This is a genomic window from Agrobacterium vitis, assembly GCF_014926405.1.
Taxonomy (GTDB): Bacteria; Pseudomonadota; Alphaproteobacteria; order Rhizobiales; family Rhizobiaceae; genus Allorhizobium; species Allorhizobium vitis_H.
Genome location: NZ_JACXXJ020000003.1, coordinates 588,746 through 603,629, shown reverse-complemented (window position 1 = coordinate 603,629; position 14,884 = coordinate 588,746). Strand labels below are relative to the sequence as shown.

Genomic DNA, 14,884 nt, shown 5'->3' with positions numbered 1-14,884 from the left:
TGGCTCCTATTCGGCGGCGGATTTGGCAGGCTTGCCGTAGAGGCGAGTGGGTTTTTCAAAGCCGCAGGCTGTGCCGTCGGTGATCTTCACCTCGTCTTCCCGGGGCAGGCGATAGCGGCCTGCTGCCAGGTCGTGCATGTAAGTGTAGGGCGCATCCTGCGCCCCACCGGCAACCGCGACATAGCCGCGATGGCCCAGCTGGTAGATGTTGTTTTCCACACCCCAGCCGAGGCGCGCCTCGCGCACCAGATCGGGGCGGACCTCGGCGGTGATGATCTCGTTGACGCGGCCTGATGTGCCGTGGGCGATGATCGAGCCGTCGAAATTGCAGATCATCCCTTCGCCCATGCTGTCGAATGTGCCGTCCGAACCGCACATGCAGACATTGGCTGTGACCATCAGATTGCAGAAGGCGTTGGACTGGTTGGTGAAGCGCCAGGATTCGCGGATCGGTGCGGTATAGCCTGCCGTGCGGATCATGATTTCTGCGCCCTTATAGGCGCATTCCCTCGCCATTTCCGGGAACATGCCGTCGTGGCAGATGATCAGCGCCAGCTTGGCGCCCTTCGGCCCGTCGATGACGGGAATGCCGAGATCGCCCGGCTCCCATGGCTCGACCGGCACCCAGGGATGCATCTTGCGGTAATGGAGCTTCAGCGCGCCTGTATCGTCGATGATGATGCCGGAATTATAGGGCATGCCGCCGGGATTGTATTCCATGATCGAGAAACAGCCCCAGATGCGGTTCTGTTTGCAGGCAGCCTTGAAGGCGGCCACTTCCGGGCCGTCCATCCGGCACATGATATCGGGGTTGATGTCCATCGATAGGCCGTGCAGGGCATATTCGGGAAACACCACCAGATCCATGCCCGGCTGGTTGCGCCGGGCTTTGCCGACCAGATCGACGATCACCTGGGTCTGGCGGGCCAGATCCTGCGGTGTCACGGTGACGGGAAGTTGTAGCTGCACGAGTCCAATGCCGACGCCGTGTTCCGATTTGTTCAATCCGCCCAATCCGTTCATGGGAACCTCCTGTGCTTTATTTCGTCAAGGAAAGCGCCGCCGGAGCGCCGGACAGCGCCCGTGTCGGTGACGATGTGATGATGAGAATGATCAGGGTCAGCACATAGGGTGCGGCGTAAAACAGATAATAGCCCTCGCTAACGCCGACTGATTGCAGCGCCGGGCCGAGCGCACCAGCCCCGCCAAACAGCAGGGACGCCAGCACGCAACCGAGTGGGTTCCAGCGGGCGAAAATCACCAGCGCCACGGCCATCAGGCCTTGGCCGGACGAGATCCGCTCGTTCCAGGAGCCAGGATAGAACAGCGACAGATAGGCGCCGCCCACCGCCGCCAATGCCCCGCCTGCCATGGTTGCCAGCAGGCGCACGGTGTCGGGGTTGATGCCCATGGCGCGGGCGGCATCCGAACTATCACCGACCACCCGCAGGATCAGGCCGATACGGGTATTTTTCAGCGCCCACCAGAGGAAAAGTGCCAGCACAAGGCCGATGATAAACAGGATGTTGATGGTCAAAGCCGCCTGGATTTGCGGCAGATGCGACCAGAAGCCGAGCGAAATCACCGGCAGTTTCGGGGCGACCGGCTGGATGAACGGCTTGCCGAAGAAGAAGGCGAGACCCAGCCCGAACTGCATCATTGCAATGCCGATGGCGATGTCATTGACCTTTGGAAACTTGCAGATAAAGCCATGCAGCAGGCCAAACAGCGATCCGGCCACCATGGCCGCTGCCACGCCAGCCCAGGGCGAACCGGTCATGACCGCCACGGCATAGGCGGCCATGGCACCGAACACCAATGTGCCTTCAAGGCCCAGATTGATGCGGCCCGACCGTTCCGTCAGGGTTTCGCCGAGGCTGACGAAGATGAAGGGGGTGGAGACGCGGATAGCGCCTGCCAATATCGCCAGCGGCACGCCCCAGAGGCCAAGTGCGCTTTCGTCCATCATCGGTCTCCTTTCGCGGCGTCCGGCTGCTTCCAAAGCTCAGGATTAAAGACGCGGAACCGGCCATACAGCGTTTCGCAAAACAGGATGACCACGAACAGCGTGCCTTGAAGCACCAGCACGGTGGCATCCGGCAGGCCCATGCGGCGCTGGATCAACCCGCCGGACGCGGTGATGCCGCCGAGGAAGATCGCGACGGGAATGATCGCCAGCGGATTTTGCCGGGCGAGGAAGGCGACGAGAATGCCGGTATAACCATAGCCCGCCACCAGCGCACCATTTGCGCTGCCTTGTACGGCGGCCACTTCGATCATCCCGGCAAGGCCTGCAAAACCGCCTGCCAGCGCGGTGAAGCCGACGATCAACCTGCCAACTGGCAAGCCCTGGATCTGGGCGGCGCGCATATTGCCGCCAGCGATCCGCGCCGCAAAACCGATGCTGGTCCATTCGATCACGATATAGGAGAGAATGCAGGCGATGACGCCGACGGCCAGGCCCCAATGCACGTCCATGCCGGGGATTTTGCCGATCATGTCGGCGGCGGGCAGGGGCAGGGTCGAGGGCTTGTTGAGGCTGGCCGGATCGCGCAGCGGACCTTCGATCAAGTGATTCATCAGCGCGATGGCGATATAGGCCAGCAGCAGCGAGGATATGGTTTCATTGACGCCGCGATAATGTTTCAACGCTCCGGCAAAGCCGATCCACACACCGCCCGCCAGCATGGCGCAAAGCCCCATGACAAGCCAAAGAGCAGGGGGACTAAAGCCCGGTGCGAGTGGAACGGCGATGGCCGCCGCCGCCAGGCCGCCCAGCACCAGCGCGCCCTCCGCGCCAATGATTGTCAGGCCAAGCCGGGCGGGAAGGGCCACGCAGAGTGCGGTCAGCAGCAGCGGAGCGGCCCGACTAAGGGCATTTTGCAGCGAAAACCACGAGCCGAAGCCGCCCGCAAACATCAGCTGGAACAGTTGCAGCGGCGATTTGCCGATGGCGGTGATGAACAGGCTGAACAGGCCAAGCCCGATCAGCACGGCCAGCAGCGTGATGGCCACCGGCTCGGCGCGGCGGGCCAGCCATTCCACCGCCGGACGTAGCGCGTGACGTCCGGCAGACTTGGGCTGCAAGCCATGCGGCAGATGTGTCCGGCTTTCAGGTGTCGTGGTCATGGCCCGCGCCTCCATTGGTTCAGCCCATCGACCCCATGACGCCTTCGACGAGGTAGTTCATGCTTTCCAGCTCGATGGCGTCTTCGGCATAGTCCTTGCCCGAGGGTATAACGACATTGCCCTTGTTGTCCTTCTGGCCACCCTTGAAGACGGAGAAGCCGCCTGCCTTCATGGTGGCAAGTGTCGCCTCAAACTTGGTGCGGGCCTCAGCGGAGACGCCGGGGCCAAGCGGGCTCATCTTGACGAAACCGTCCTTCAACCCGCCGCGCACGAAATTGCCGAGCTTTTCACCAGCCTGCGCCTTCTTGACGAAATCGGTATAGACATTCCCCCAGGCCCATTCGGCGCCGGTCAGATATTTTTCAGGGGCCAGCGGGCTCTGGTTGGCATGATAGCCACAGACGAAAGCGCCGCGACCAGCGGCGGTCTGCACCACGACCTTCGGGCTATCGACATGGCAGGTGATGACATCGACGCCCTGATCGACCAGCGCATTGGTGGCTTCGGCCTCCTTGACGGCCAGCGACCACTCGCCCGTGAAAATCACCTGGCAGGTGATGGACGGATCGACCGAGCGGGCACCGAGCAGGAAGGCATTGATATTCTGTACCACCTGCGGAATTGGCTTGGCGGCGACGAAGCCGATCTTCTTCGACTTGGTGGCATAGGCGGCGGCAATGCCATTCAGATATTGGCCTTGGAAGATGTAGCCGAAATAGCTGCCGGTATTGTCCGGGTTCTTGCCCTTCTGCCAGAGGCCGCCGCAATGGCGAAACTGCACGTCAGGATATTTCTGCGCTACCGCCAACATATGGGGGTCGAAATAGCCGAAAGAGGTCGGGAACAGCAGGCTGGCACCATCCAGATTGATCATCGATTCCATGGTTTTCTGGACATCGACGGTTTCAGGTACGTTTTCTTCTTCGATGACAGTTACGCCGGACAAGGCCTTGACCACGGCAGCGCCCTCGGCATGGGCCTGGTTATAGCCATAATCATCCTTCGGCCCGACATAGATGAAGCCGACGGTGAGGTCCGCAGCCTGGGCGGAACGCAGCATGCCGGGAGCGGCAATGGCCGCAGCGGCACCCAGCGCGGAGGTTTGCAGGAAATGACGGCGGGTAAAGGAAGGCGATCTGGTCATCGGTGGGTTCCCCTGTTTTGATCCGGCTCTCGTCCGGCGCGGATGATTTGAAAAAGTGTATGCAATCACCGTGCCAGATCTGTGGGCTATGCTTGAAAGGAGTTTCTGGGCTGTATCTGGTTGCCGCCCGTGCATCTGTATGCACTTTTAAAATTCAGATGAATATTTTTTGAGCGCGACTATTAAATTTGCTAAATCCTTCAGGGAAAAGTCCATGGCCTCGCAGGAAAGTTGTGTATTTTTGTGAAAATCGTGCTTTGATATCAGTCGAGCCGTGGGTTAATTTGCCAAAACAAGCGATTTTTAAAACTGCATACAAACGATAATGAAACTGGGAAATCTCAATGAATCAGCCGAGGGTGCGCGAACTTGTTCGTGCCGGCAATACGGTCGAACAATTGGTACGCGCCATTGCCGACCTGATTATCGTCGGTGATTTGCAGCCGGATGATAAACTGGATGAAGGATCGCTTGCCACGCGGTTCGAGGTGTCGCGCACGCCGGTGCGCGAAGCGCTGCGGCAATTATGTGCCATGGGGCTGGTGGAGCGTAAGCCGAACAAGAGCGCTGTCGTTACCAACGTCACCGGCGGGTTCCTGACCTCTATGTTCGAGGCCATGGCGGAGCTTGAAGGGATGTGCGCCAGGCTTGCAGCAGAGCGCATGACGTTGGACGAGCGCCGGGCGCTGGAGGGGATGCACCGCTCATCAATCCGCATCGTCCAGGCGGGACAGACGGAGGACTATTCCGCCTATAATATTGAGTTTCACAACCGGATCTATCAGGGCGCTCATAACCAGCATATTCTGGAACTGGTGACGCAAACCCGCTCGCGGCTGGCACCGTTTCGGCGCGCCCAGTTTCGCTTGACGGGCCGCTTGTCACTGTCCTTTCAGGAGCATGAGGCCATCGTCAATGCCATCCTGCGCGGTGAAAAGACTGCTGCCGCCGAAGCGGCCTATCGCCATGTCGAAATTGTCGGTGATGCCAGCAGCACATTGACCCAGCATACGGTTGGCAGGGATTGAGGTCTCGAAATCGAGGCCTCACGGATTGATGCGGTAGGTCCTGACCAGTTCCGGGTCCTGTTGCAGCGTATCGAGCCAGGTCGGGTCGAGTTTCGGAACTGAGGAAAACAGCAGTTTCGAATAGGGATGTTGCGGGGCGGCAAGCTGTTGCGGCGAGATTTGCTCGACCTTTTTCCCCGCATACATCACCACGATCTCGTCGCAGATCGCTTCCACCACCGAAAGATCGTGGCTGATGAAAATGTAGGACAGGCCAAGTTCGCGCTGCAATTCCTTCAAAAGCTCGATGACCGCGGCGGCGACCACGGTGTCGAGCGCCGAGGTGATTTCGTCGCACAGGATCAGCTTTGGTTCCGCTGCCAGCGCACGGGCGAAATTGACCCGCTGCTTCTGGCCGCCAGACAGTTCCGATGGGCGGCGTTGGCGAAGCGATTGTGGCAGATGCACCATGTCGAGCAATTGGTTGATGCGGGCATCGCGCGCCTTGCCCTTCATTCCATGGTAAAAGGTCAGCGGGCGACCGAGGATGTCCTCAATGGATTTCGCCGGGTTCAGTGCCGTGTCGGCGGATTGGAAGACGATCTGCATTTCGCGCAGCTGATTGCGGGTGCGGTCGCGGGCATGGCGGCCCAGTTCACGGCCATTGAAAATGATATGGCCCGCCGCCAATGGCAGGAGGCCGGCAATGCTGCGCGCTAAGGTGGATTTACCGCAGCCGGATTCGCCGATAATGCCGAGGTTGCGGCCATTGCGCACCGTCAGGCTGACGGACTGCACCGCCTGAACGAGAGGCAGACCATCCGCTTGCAGGTCGCCATAGCCAGCAATCAGGTTTTCGATTTCCAGCAGGGGCTTGACGCTCTTGTCTTCGGCAAGCGGTGTTGTGCGGGGCTTGGGTTCAAAGGCAGACAGAAGTTCACGGGTATAGGGATGTTGCGCATCGGCCAGCAGCTCGGCGGTGGTGCCGGTTTCCTGCACTTCGCCACCCTTGAGCACGATAATACGATCGGCAATCTGTGCAACGACGGCCAGATCATGGGAGACATAGACCCCGGAGATGCCGTCCTTGCGCATCACCGACTTGAAGGCGCGCAGCACTTCGATTTGCGTCGTCACGTCAAGCGCCGTGGTCGGCTCGTCGAAAATCACCAGTTTCGGGTCTCCGATCAGCGCCATGGCCGCTGATAGACGCTGTAACTGTCCGCCGGAGACCTGATGCGGATAGCGTGTGCCAATCGTTTCGGGATTGGGCAGCGACAGCGCCCGAAACAGCGCCACGGCGCGGGTGCGGGCTTCTTCCTTCGACATCAGGTCGTGAATGCGGGTGACCTCGATCACCTGATCCATGATCCGGATGGCCGGATTGAAAGCCGCCGCCGCTGATTGCGGCACATAAGCGACATCGGTGCCGCGAATACTGGCGCGATCGCGCTCGGAAAGTGCGGCCATATCCTTGCCCGCGACACTGATCGTGCCGCCGGTTATACGGCATCCGGGGCGGGTATGGCCCATCAAGGTCAAGGCGATGGTGGTTTTTCCAGAGCCGCTCTCGCCGATCAAGGCAGCGATTTCGCCCTCCGGTATGTCCAGGCTGATGCCCTTGATAATCTCGACCTTGCGGCCGGAATCGGTGGTGGCCTGGACCTTCAGGTCGCGGATTTCCACGAGGTTTGCCATCATGCACTCCTGTCGCGGATCTTGCGGGGAAGATTATCGATCAGCATGTTGACGCTGATTGTCAGGCTGGCAATGGCCAGCGACGGGAAAATCACCGCTGGTGCCGCAAAAGGCAGGCCGCCGATATTTTCGCGCACCAATGCGCCCCAATCGGCATTGGGCGGCTGGACGCCGAGCCCCAGAAACGAAAGCCCTGAGAGCAGCAACACGATGAAGACAAAGCGCAGCCCAAAATCCGCCAGCACCGGTCCGGTAATATTCGGCAGAATTTCAGAGCGGATGATGTAGAAAATAGTCTCGCCCCGGATGCGTGCGACGCTTATGAAATCCATGGCATTGATGTTGACGGCAAGCGCCCGGGCAAAGCGATAGGCGCCGGGCGTGTAGATCACCGACAGGGTCATGACCAGAACCGGGATCGACGATCCGACGGCAGCGACCACCACCAGACCGAAGAGCTTGCTGGGAATGGAGTTCATCGCATCGAGAAAGCGGCTGAGCACGGTATCGATCCAGCCACCGGCGACGGCGGCGATCATGCCAAGCACAACGCCGGAAAAACAGGCGACGGTAACGGCGGCCAGCGAAATGCCGACCGTGTAGCGCGCACCCATGATGATGCGCGACAGCATGTCCCGACCGAGATAATCGGAGCCCAGCCAAAGCGTGTTGCTCATCGGCCCGAAATAGTCGAAATCGACGATCTCACCGACTGGATGCGGGATGAGCAGGGGCGCGAATATCGCCACCAGCGCCCAAGCGCTGATGACAGTGAGGCCAGCAATGCCAACGGCATTGATGCGATAGCCGAATGACCAGCGTCTGCGAGCGATTGGTGCTGTTGATGGCGTCGCGTTCGATGGCGTCCCGTTTAGTGGCGTCATAGTCATCGCAGCCTCGGATTGGAGAGAATGGAAACGATATCGGCAATGGTGATCAGCACGAGATAGCCGACGCAGAAGATCATGGCGCAGCTCTGGATCAGCGGCAGGTCACGGGTGGCGACGGCATCGACCATCAGCTTGGCAATGCCGGGATAGTTGAAGATCGTCTCGACGATAATGACCCCGCCAATCAGATAGGACAGTGATAGCGCCATGGCATTGACGATTGGCCCCAGCGCATTGGGCAACGCATGGCGCAGCACGATGCGGCGGCGTGAGGCGCCTTTCAGCAACGCCATTTCCACATAGGGCGTATCGAGGGTTTCGATCACCGCTGCCCGGGTCATGCGGATCATCTGGGCTGAAACGCCGAAGGTCAGGGTGATGACGGGCATGGCATAGACACGCACCAGGCCAGCAAAACTGTGAACCTCATTGGCAAAGGACAGTGCTGGCAGCCATTTCAGATAGACCGCAAACAGTAGAACGGCGGAGGTGGCAATCATGAATTCCGGCACGGAAATCACCCCAATGGTCACCACGGTGACGCAGCGGTCATAGAGAGAGCCGCGCAGCATGGCCGAGGTAATCCCCAGCGTCAGTGCGATGGGAACAGCCAGGAGGGCGGTAATGCCGGCAAGCTTCATGGAATTGACCAGACGGCCGGAAATCAGCTCAGCAATTGGCATGTTATTGGCGTAGGAGGTGCCGAGATCGCCTTGCAACAAGCCCGTTGCCCAACGCAGGAAACGCAGAATTGCCGGATCGTTGAGATGCATGGCCTGGCGCAGGCCCTCAACGGCTTCAGGTGTCGCGGCCTGACCGAGCAGCATGGTTGCCGTATCGCCTGGCAAGAGCGCAGTCGCCATGAAAACGGCCAGCGACACGATGATCAATGTGATCAGGGCGATCATCAGCCTGTTGACAACAAGGGAAAAGGCTCGGGCGTTCACGCACATGCTCCAGCTTGGTTAGGGCGATCAATCTTCGGCAATCACTTCGGGTGATCGGAATGCGGCTGACCGTGATAATGTGCCGCCAGGCTGGCAAACGGTTTTGCCGCGATGCGCTGGATAAAGCATGCATCGATCCAAAGCTATTTGCCAAGGCCTGCTCGTAGAGGGTCTGCCGAACTGGTATCAGGCTTCCAGCCAGACATATTCGGCGAAGGCATAACCCATCATGCCACCCAGCGGGCTGGGTTCAAGCCCTTTCAGCTTGGCCGTGATAGCATCGACGTTGGAAATATAGGCGGGAATGACCGTCGCTGCTTCCTCCGCGATCATCACCTGCATCTCGCCATAGATTTCCTTGCGCTTGGCCTGGTCCAGCAGGCCACGGGCCTCAAGCAGCATCTTGTCGAATTTCGGCGACTTGTACTGGCTTTCGTTCCACGGCGCGTCGGAAGAGTAAAGCAGCGAAAACAGGATGTCCGGCGTCGGACGCGGATTGATATTGCCGAAATGGACCGGTGCCTTCAGCCAGTATTTGTCCCAATAACCATCGGAGGGTACGCGCTGGACATCGAGCTTCATGCCGATTTCTGCCGCTGATGCCTGGATAATCATCGCCATGTCTATCGAAGAGCTTGCGGCTTCTGATGCGATAACCGGGATGGACTGGCCAAGCACGCCTGCCTTCTGGAAATGGAATTTTGCCTTGTCGGGATCGAATGCCTTCGGCTTCAGGTCGGCATTATGATAGAAGCTGGCAGACGACAGCGGCTGGTCGTTGCCGACTTCGCCCAGCCCACGCAATGCGGATTTGACGATCTGCTCCCTGTTAACGATCAGCTTCATGCCATCAATGAAATCTTTCTTGTTGCCCGGCGCCATATCCATGCGCATGTTGAGATTGGTGTAATTGCCCGATGTCGTCTTCGACAGCACGAAGCCGTCCTGGGTATCGACCAGACGCATGGAGCGCGGATTGATGGAGGCGGCCAGCTGGATGTCACCCGACAGGAGCGCGTTGACACGGGCATTGTCCTCGCTGATGGCGAAGAATTCGAAACTGTCGACATTCGGGCCGCCAGCTTTCCAGTAATTGCCATTGCGCTTCATAATCGAGCGGACGCCGGGCTCGAATTTTTCGAGAACGAAGGCACCGGTGCCATTGCCCTTGGAGAAATCCGTGGTGCCATCGGCAACGATCATGAACTGATGGATGGCGAGAATGGACGGCAGGTCGGCATTGGCATGCGAGAGCGAGATTTCCACGGTCTGCTTGTCGACGGCCTTGATGCCGGTCATCTGGGCGGCGATCTTGGCAACCTTGGAGCCGGTGGCCGGATCGAGATGGCGCTTCAGCGAATAGACGACGTCGTCTGCGGTCAGCGTCTTGCCGTCGTGGAAGGTCACGCCGCTTTTCAGCTTGATCGTCCAGACCTGGGCGTCCTTGCTTTCAACCGAGTCTGCCAGCTCCATCTGCGGAGCGCCGGATTTGTCGAGAATGGTGAGGCGGTTATAAAGCGCGCAGCAGCGCACATAGTCGGTGGAGAGCGAGGCCTTTGCCGGATCCAGCGTATCGGCATTGGACGCAGAATAGCCGGCGGCCTTCAACGAACCTCCCTTGACCGGTGTTGCGGCGAGCGCGCTTGAGGCGCGACCCATGATGGAGCCGGCGGCGGTAAGGGCAACGCCACCAGCCAGCATCATCTGCATCAGTTCGCGGCGGGTGGCACCACGGCGGATGGCGTTCTCCACCATGGCATCGTCAGCGCCGGTCCAGTTTGTTGTCTGCTTGTCTGTCATGACATTCCCCTTATTGTTGTTGACTGTTTTGCGGGCCTTTGGGTGGCACGTCATTGTATGCTGATGTCATCGTGTGTTGGCTTCAGGCGGCGCGATCCAACTCTATGGCCTCGGCAAGTCCCGCCATGGAGGTGAAGTGAAAATCGGGTTTCACAAATGTTTCCGGCTCGATCGTGCCGCCATAGCCTTTTTGGGCATGGCGTCGCTCGATCCAGCAATTGGTCAGGCCAAGCTGCCGTGAAATGCCGATGTCGTGATATTGGCTTTGCGCCACATGCAGGATATCGGCGCGGCTGTTGCCTTCCTTTTCAACGAAAGCGAAGACCGTTTCGAAAAATGCTGGATCGGGCTTTTCGGTGCCCGTGTCATCAGTGGTGAAGGCTGCATGAAAGGGCTCGCCCAAGGCTTCATCGAAATACGCAAAGGCCCAGCGCTGCGCATTGGTCATGGCAATCAGCCGGTAGCAGGTTTTCAGCTGTGCCAGCGCGGCAACGCTATCGGCAAAAGGCTTCCAATCGGTGACGGAGCCACGCAAGCGCTCGCCAAATGCCGCATCTACCGGCAGGCCGAGGGCGGGGGCGATCTTTAGGTAGACCCGCGCAAGATCGTCGGGAAAAAGCAAGGCTTCATCGTCATAGCGGGCCGCACGATAGAGCGAAAGAGCGTGTTCTCCATCCATCGTCACGCCTGTCTCTGCGGCAATCTCAGCGAGGCAATGGGTAATGCCGCTCTCAAAATCAATGAGCGTGCCGACCACGTCGAAGGTGAGATATTTGAAATCCGCAAAGGCCTTTGCCATCATTGCATCCTCTGGCTTGTCCATCTTCATGCATCAGGCCCGGCAAATGCCGTTCCTGTCACTCACGATCCCTTGGTTTCCTCGCTTAACTTTTATTTTTATCTTGAATGCGCCCTGGCATTTTCTACTGAGGCGCATCCGAAGTATTACAGGAGCTACGGGCTGTTTCTTCCCGAATGCCGATCTTAAGACGGCAGAAAATTCTGAATCTGATCGTTCGGCAGTATTTCGCCCGACCCGCTGCTGTCTCATGCCATGGCGGAGCGAACGTCCGGGTCGGCCAGCGTTTGATCCAAAGTGTTTTTGGTGCGCTCGACGATGGCGTCGATTTCGCTTTCCGTGCAGCACAGCGGTGGCGCATAGCCCAGAATGCCATTGGCAAAGGCGCGGATGACGAGGCCATTGTCCCATGCGCGTTCAAACACCCGGGTTGCGGGGGCCGCAGCGGCAGGCAGCGGTGTCTTCTTGTCCTTGTCCACCACCATTTCAATGGCGGCCAACATGCCGCGACCGCGCACATCGCCCACCAGTGGATGGTCTTTCAGGCTTTCCAGCCCAGCCATCAGACGTGCGCCCATTTTGCGACCGTTTTCCAGCAGGCCGTCCTCATAAAGCTTCAGCACGGCAAGGCCAACAGCGGCACTGACCGGATGGGCGGAATAGGTATAGCCGTGGCCAATGGCGGCCGATCCGGCACCATCGGCAATGGTGTTGTAGATTGTATCGGACAGGAACACCGCACCCATCGGCACATAGCCAGAGGTGAGGCCCTTGGCAGTGGTCATCAGATCCGGCACCACGCCATCGTCTGCACAGGCAAACAAGGGACCGGTGCGGCCAAAGCCGGTGATGACTTCATCGGCAACAAACAGAATATCCAGCTCAGAGCAGACATCGCGCATGGCTTTCAGCCAGCCATCGGGCGGCACCAGAACACCGCCGGAGCCTTGAATCGGCTCGACATAGAAAGCAGCAACGCGCTCACTGCCCAGTTCTTCGACCTTCTTGCGCAAAGCTGCAACGGATGACGCGATAATGGCGGCGGGATCATTGCCGACCGGGTTGCGATAGGCGTAGTGCGACGGAATTTTATGCTGCCAGTCAAATGGCAGGCCGAATCCGGCGTGGAACAGCGGCAGAGCCGTCAGGCCAGCGCCGACCGTGGATGAGCCATGATAGCCCTGTTCCACCGAGATAAACTGGTCCTTCTGCGGCGTGCCTTTGCAATGGTAATAATAGCGGATGAAGCGGATGGTGCTGTCGATCGCGTCTGAGCCGCCCAGTGTGAAATAGACGTGGTTGAGATCGCCGGGTGCCCGGTCTGCCAGTTCGGCAGCCAGCCGGATGGCGGGTTCCGAGCCGAGGCTGAAATAGCCGGTAGCGTAAGGCAGTTCCCGCAACTGCTTGGTTGCTGCCTCGATAATGCTTTCCTGGCCGTAACCGGCATTCACGCACCACAGACCGGCAAAGCCGTCGAGCAGTTGACGTCCGGTGGAATCCGTGACGGTTGCGCCGCTGGCCGATTTCAGAACGCGCACGCCTGCCTTTTCATGGCTGCGATAGGATGCAACGGGATGCACCAGATGGGCGCGGTCCAACTCAAGAAGAGAATTGCTCAACATTATCAGATCTCCAAAAAATCAGCCGAGGGCCTGGCTGGCGAGTGCGTAGGTTTTAACGGAAGCCGATTCATTCGGATCTATCTGTGCCGCATTGCGTCGCATCGGCACGCCGCCGCCCACGTGAACAAGGCCTTGCAGCGTCAACCAAGGCGCAAGGCCTGTTGCAACGGCTGTGTCAACGCGCAGAAATGATCCTGTTCTTGCAGCGAACACAAAGGACAGAAGGGCTTTTGCATCGTCCTGATTGGCCGCCACGACCGGCCCCGCGACTTCACCGCGACCAAAGGGACGCAGGGCGATATAGCCGGTGATGCGGCCAGCATCTCTGAGAATGGCAAACTTGCCGGTTTCCGCGAGCTTGCTCAGCAGACCACTCCGATCCGCGCCAAAGGCTGCCGCATCAAGGGTGCCCAATTCTTGCGCCACGTCCTGATCAGCCCAGGAGATTGCAGAATTGGCGATAGTGCCATCTTCGACAATGCCTTGATGCTGGATAATTTCACCAGCGGCGACAAAGCCAAGCTTTTCGTAGAGGGGCAGACCATCCTGCGTTGCCACCAGACGGCATTCGCGCCCATCTGCGGCATTTAAGGCCATGTCCATCAATTTACGACCAAGCCCGCGACCGCGCATGGAGGCATCGACAATCACCATGTTGATGGTGGCGCAGGTCTCGCCATACAGCGTCGCCATGGCGGTTCCCACCACGCGGTTGCCTTCAAGCGCCACAAAGCCCTTGCTCAAGGACAGCACAAAGGCCCAATCTTCCCGGCGATGTGGCCATTGGGCTTGCTGCGATAGCAAAAATGCGCCGTCGATGTGTTCGGGACCAAAGGAAATGATGTCGATTTGGCTCGCCTGCATGCCACTTTCCTGAAATCTGTTTTACTGCTTCTCAGTGATAGCCCCGCGCGCAAAGAAGATCATCCCGACGATCGCGTGTCCTTGGTATGTTTGGCCGTTCCGAGTGATCACTGCCGCATCTTATGCCGTGAGAGTGCATTTCTTCCGTGTGTCTGGACAACGGCTCTTAGGGGTTCGCAAAACTCTCTGCCAAATCCTCCACTGCATACGCAACATTGTGCTTTGAGAGGTAGCAATTGCGGTGAATGGGTGGGCTTGGCTCTGCCTATGATGGGGAAACCCGAACGATATGCTTTGCAAGGATCAAGAAACCCATGGCTCCCTTCCGCCCGAAATTCATCACCTTCGATTGCTACGGTACGCTCATCAATTTCCAGATGGCGGAAGCGGCCCGCGATATTTACGGCCCCCAGCTGGACGCTGGCCACATGGATGAGTTTGTGAAAGACTTCTCAGCCTATCGTCTGGATGAAGTGCTGGGCGACTGGAAGCCCTATGCCGATGTGGTCCACAATGCCATTGAACGCACCTGCAAGAGAAATGGCGTGACCTTCCGCGATGAAGACGCCAAGACCGTATATGAGCGCGTACCCAGCTGGGGTCCGCACCCGGACGTGCCTGCTGGTCTTGCCAAAGTGGCCAAGGAAATTCCGCTGGTCATCCTGTCCAACGCCATGAATTCGCAGATCATGTCCAATGTGGAAAAGCTTGGTGCACCTTTCCATGCGGTCTATACGGCAGAGCAGGCGCAATCCTACAAGCCGCGCATGAAGGGCTTTGAATATATGTTCGACATGCTTGGCTGCGGCCCTGATGACATTACCCATGTGTCGTCTTCCTTCCGCTATGATCTGATGACCGCCCATGATCTGGGCATCAAGAACAAAGTCTGGGTCAACCGGGGTCATGAGCCAGCCAATCCCTATTATGGCTATCAGGAAATCGCGGGCGTTTACGATCTGCCCGGCGTGTTTGGTCTTTAAT

General features: G+C 58.7%; 13 protein-coding genes. 2 read left to right on the top strand and 11 right to left on the bottom strand.

What is annotated here, in order from left to right; all coding sequences use genetic code 11:
• Nucleotides 1–6 precede the first annotated feature (6 nt).
• Genes IEI95_RS04285 through IEI95_RS04270 form a run of 4 tightly spaced genes read right to left on the bottom strand, consistent with a single transcriptional unit; the run spans nucleotide 7 to nucleotide 4,273 of the window.
• Nucleotides 7–1,023 carry a formamidase gene (locus IEI95_RS04285; protein ID WP_194416001.1) on the bottom strand — a complete coding sequence of 339 codons (1,017 nt, stop codon included), beginning with the start codon at nucleotides 1,021–1,023 and terminating at the stop codon, nucleotides 7–9.
• Between the two features lie 16 nt (nucleotides 1,024–1,039).
• Nucleotides 1,040–1,966, bottom strand: coding sequence for an ABC transporter permease (locus tag IEI95_RS04280; RefSeq protein ID WP_156532215.1), 927 nt, complete (start codon nucleotides 1,964–1,966; stop codon nucleotides 1,040–1,042).
• Entirely contained in the window at nucleotides 1,966–3,129 is a 1,164-nt protein-coding gene (locus tag IEI95_RS04275; protein ID WP_234934160.1) for an ABC transporter permease, read from the bottom strand. The genes IEI95_RS04280 and IEI95_RS04275 overlap by 1 nt, the downstream gene beginning before the upstream one ends.
• 19 nt (nucleotides 3,130–3,148) lie before the next feature.
• Nucleotides 3,149–4,273, bottom strand: coding sequence for a BMP family ABC transporter substrate-binding protein (locus IEI95_RS04270; protein WP_194415999.1), 1,125 nt, complete (start codon nucleotides 4,271–4,273; stop codon nucleotides 3,149–3,151).
• A 344-nt stretch (nucleotides 4,274–4,617) separates the two neighbouring features.
• Between IEI95_RS04270 and IEI95_RS04265 the strand changes: the two genes are divergently transcribed.
• The gene (locus IEI95_RS04265; protein WP_156532217.1) at nucleotides 4,618–5,301 is read left to right on the top strand and encodes a GntR family transcriptional regulator; all 684 of its coding nucleotides are present in this window, start codon (nucleotides 4,618–4,620) and stop codon (nucleotides 5,299–5,301) included.
• An 18-nt stretch (nucleotides 5,302–5,319) separates the two neighbouring features.
• Here IEI95_RS04265 and IEI95_RS04260 read toward each other — a convergent pair whose 3' ends face one another.
• The 7 genes from IEI95_RS04260 to IEI95_RS04230 all read right to left on the bottom strand — a co-directional run bounded on the left by IEI95_RS04260 (nucleotide 5,320) and on the right by IEI95_RS04230 (nucleotide 13,900).
• Entirely contained in the window at nucleotides 5,320–6,978 is a 1,659-nt protein-coding gene (locus IEI95_RS04260; RefSeq protein WP_194415997.1) for an ABC transporter ATP-binding protein, read from the bottom strand.
• On the bottom strand, nucleotides 6,978–7,868 hold the full coding sequence (locus IEI95_RS04255; RefSeq protein ID WP_234934159.1) for an ABC transporter permease: 891 nt from the start codon (nucleotides 7,866–7,868) through the stop codon (nucleotides 6,978–6,980). The genes IEI95_RS04260 and IEI95_RS04255 overlap by 1 nt, the downstream gene beginning before the upstream one ends.
• Entirely contained in the window at nucleotides 7,865–8,821 is a 957-nt protein-coding gene (locus IEI95_RS04250) for an ABC transporter permease (protein WP_156550419.1), read from the bottom strand. Before IEI95_RS04250 ends, IEI95_RS04255 begins: the two co-directional genes overlap by 4 nt.
• Before the next feature lie 180 nt (nucleotides 8,822–9,001).
• A complete protein-coding gene (locus IEI95_RS04245) occupies nucleotides 9,002–10,615 on the bottom strand; it encodes an ABC transporter substrate-binding protein (protein ID WP_156532221.1) in 1,614 nt (537 codons plus the stop codon).
• Nucleotides 10,616–10,697: 82 nt separating this feature from the next.
• Nucleotides 10,698–11,414 carry an HAD-IA family hydrolase gene (locus tag IEI95_RS04240; protein ID WP_156532222.1) on the bottom strand — a complete coding sequence of 239 codons (717 nt, stop codon included), beginning with the start codon at nucleotides 11,412–11,414 and terminating at the stop codon, nucleotides 10,698–10,700.
• A 248-nt stretch (nucleotides 11,415–11,662) separates the two neighbouring features.
• Nucleotides 11,663–13,036, bottom strand: coding sequence for an aspartate aminotransferase family protein (locus IEI95_RS04235; RefSeq protein ID WP_156532223.1), 1,374 nt, complete (start codon nucleotides 13,034–13,036; stop codon nucleotides 11,663–11,665).
• Between the two features lie 18 nt (nucleotides 13,037–13,054).
• Nucleotides 13,055–13,900: a GNAT family N-acetyltransferase gene (locus IEI95_RS04230; protein WP_156532224.1), complete on the bottom strand. Its 846-nt coding sequence runs from the start codon at nucleotides 13,898–13,900 to the stop codon at nucleotides 13,055–13,057.
• A gap of 314 nt (nucleotides 13,901–14,214) precedes the next feature.
• On the opposite strand from IEI95_RS04230, the gene IEI95_RS04225 reads away from it, so the two are divergent.
• Nucleotides 14,215–14,883 (top strand): haloacid dehalogenase type II, encoded by a 669-nt coding sequence (locus IEI95_RS04225; protein WP_156532225.1) that lies wholly within the window; start codon nucleotides 14,215–14,217, stop codon nucleotides 14,881–14,883.
• Nucleotide 14,884: the final 1 nt, after the last annotated feature.

Excerpts from the sequence above, each read along its gene's own strand:
- IEI95_RS04255 (WP_234934159.1), bottom strand. The coding sequence starts at position 7,868 with ATGACTATGACGCCACTAAACGGGACGCCATCGAACGCGACGCCATCA.
- IEI95_RS04225 (WP_156532225.1), top strand. The coding sequence starts at position 14,215 with ATGGCTCCCTTCCGCCCGAAATTCATCACCTTCGATTGCTACGGTACG.
- IEI95_RS04245 (WP_156532221.1), bottom strand. The coding sequence starts at position 10,615 with ATGACAGACAAGCAGACAACAAACTGGACCGGCGCTGACGATGCCATG.
- IEI95_RS04250 (WP_156550419.1), bottom strand. The coding sequence starts at position 8,821 with ATGTGCGTGAACGCCCGAGCCTTTTCCCTTGTTGTCAACAGGCTGATG.
- IEI95_RS04275 (WP_234934160.1), bottom strand. The coding sequence starts at position 3,129 with ATGACCACGACACCTGAAAGCCGGACACATCTGCCGCATGGCTTGCAG.
- IEI95_RS04285 (WP_194416001.1), bottom strand. The coding sequence starts at position 1,023 with ATGAACGGATTGGGCGGATTGAACAAATCGGAACACGGCGTCGGCATT.
- IEI95_RS04240 (WP_156532222.1), bottom strand. The coding sequence starts at position 11,414 with ATGGCAAAGGCCTTTGCGGATTTCAAATATCTCACCTTCGACGTGGTC.
- IEI95_RS04265 (WP_156532217.1), top strand. The coding sequence starts at position 4,618 with ATGAATCAGCCGAGGGTGCGCGAACTTGTTCGTGCCGGCAATACGGTC.
- IEI95_RS04230 (WP_156532224.1), bottom strand. The coding sequence starts at position 13,900 with ATGCAGGCGAGCCAAATCGACATCATTTCCTTTGGTCCCGAACACATC.
- IEI95_RS04260 (WP_194415997.1), bottom strand. The coding sequence starts at position 6,978 with ATGGCAAACCTCGTGGAAATCCGCGACCTGAAGGTCCAGGCCACCACC.
- IEI95_RS04270 (WP_194415999.1), bottom strand. The coding sequence starts at position 4,273 with ATGACCAGATCGCCTTCCTTTACCCGCCGTCATTTCCTGCAAACCTCC.
- IEI95_RS04235 (WP_156532223.1), bottom strand. The coding sequence starts at position 13,036 with ATGTTGAGCAATTCTCTTCTTGAGTTGGACCGCGCCCATCTGGTGCAT.
- IEI95_RS04280 (WP_156532215.1), bottom strand. The coding sequence starts at position 1,966 with ATGGACGAAAGCGCACTTGGCCTCTGGGGCGTGCCGCTGGCGATATTG.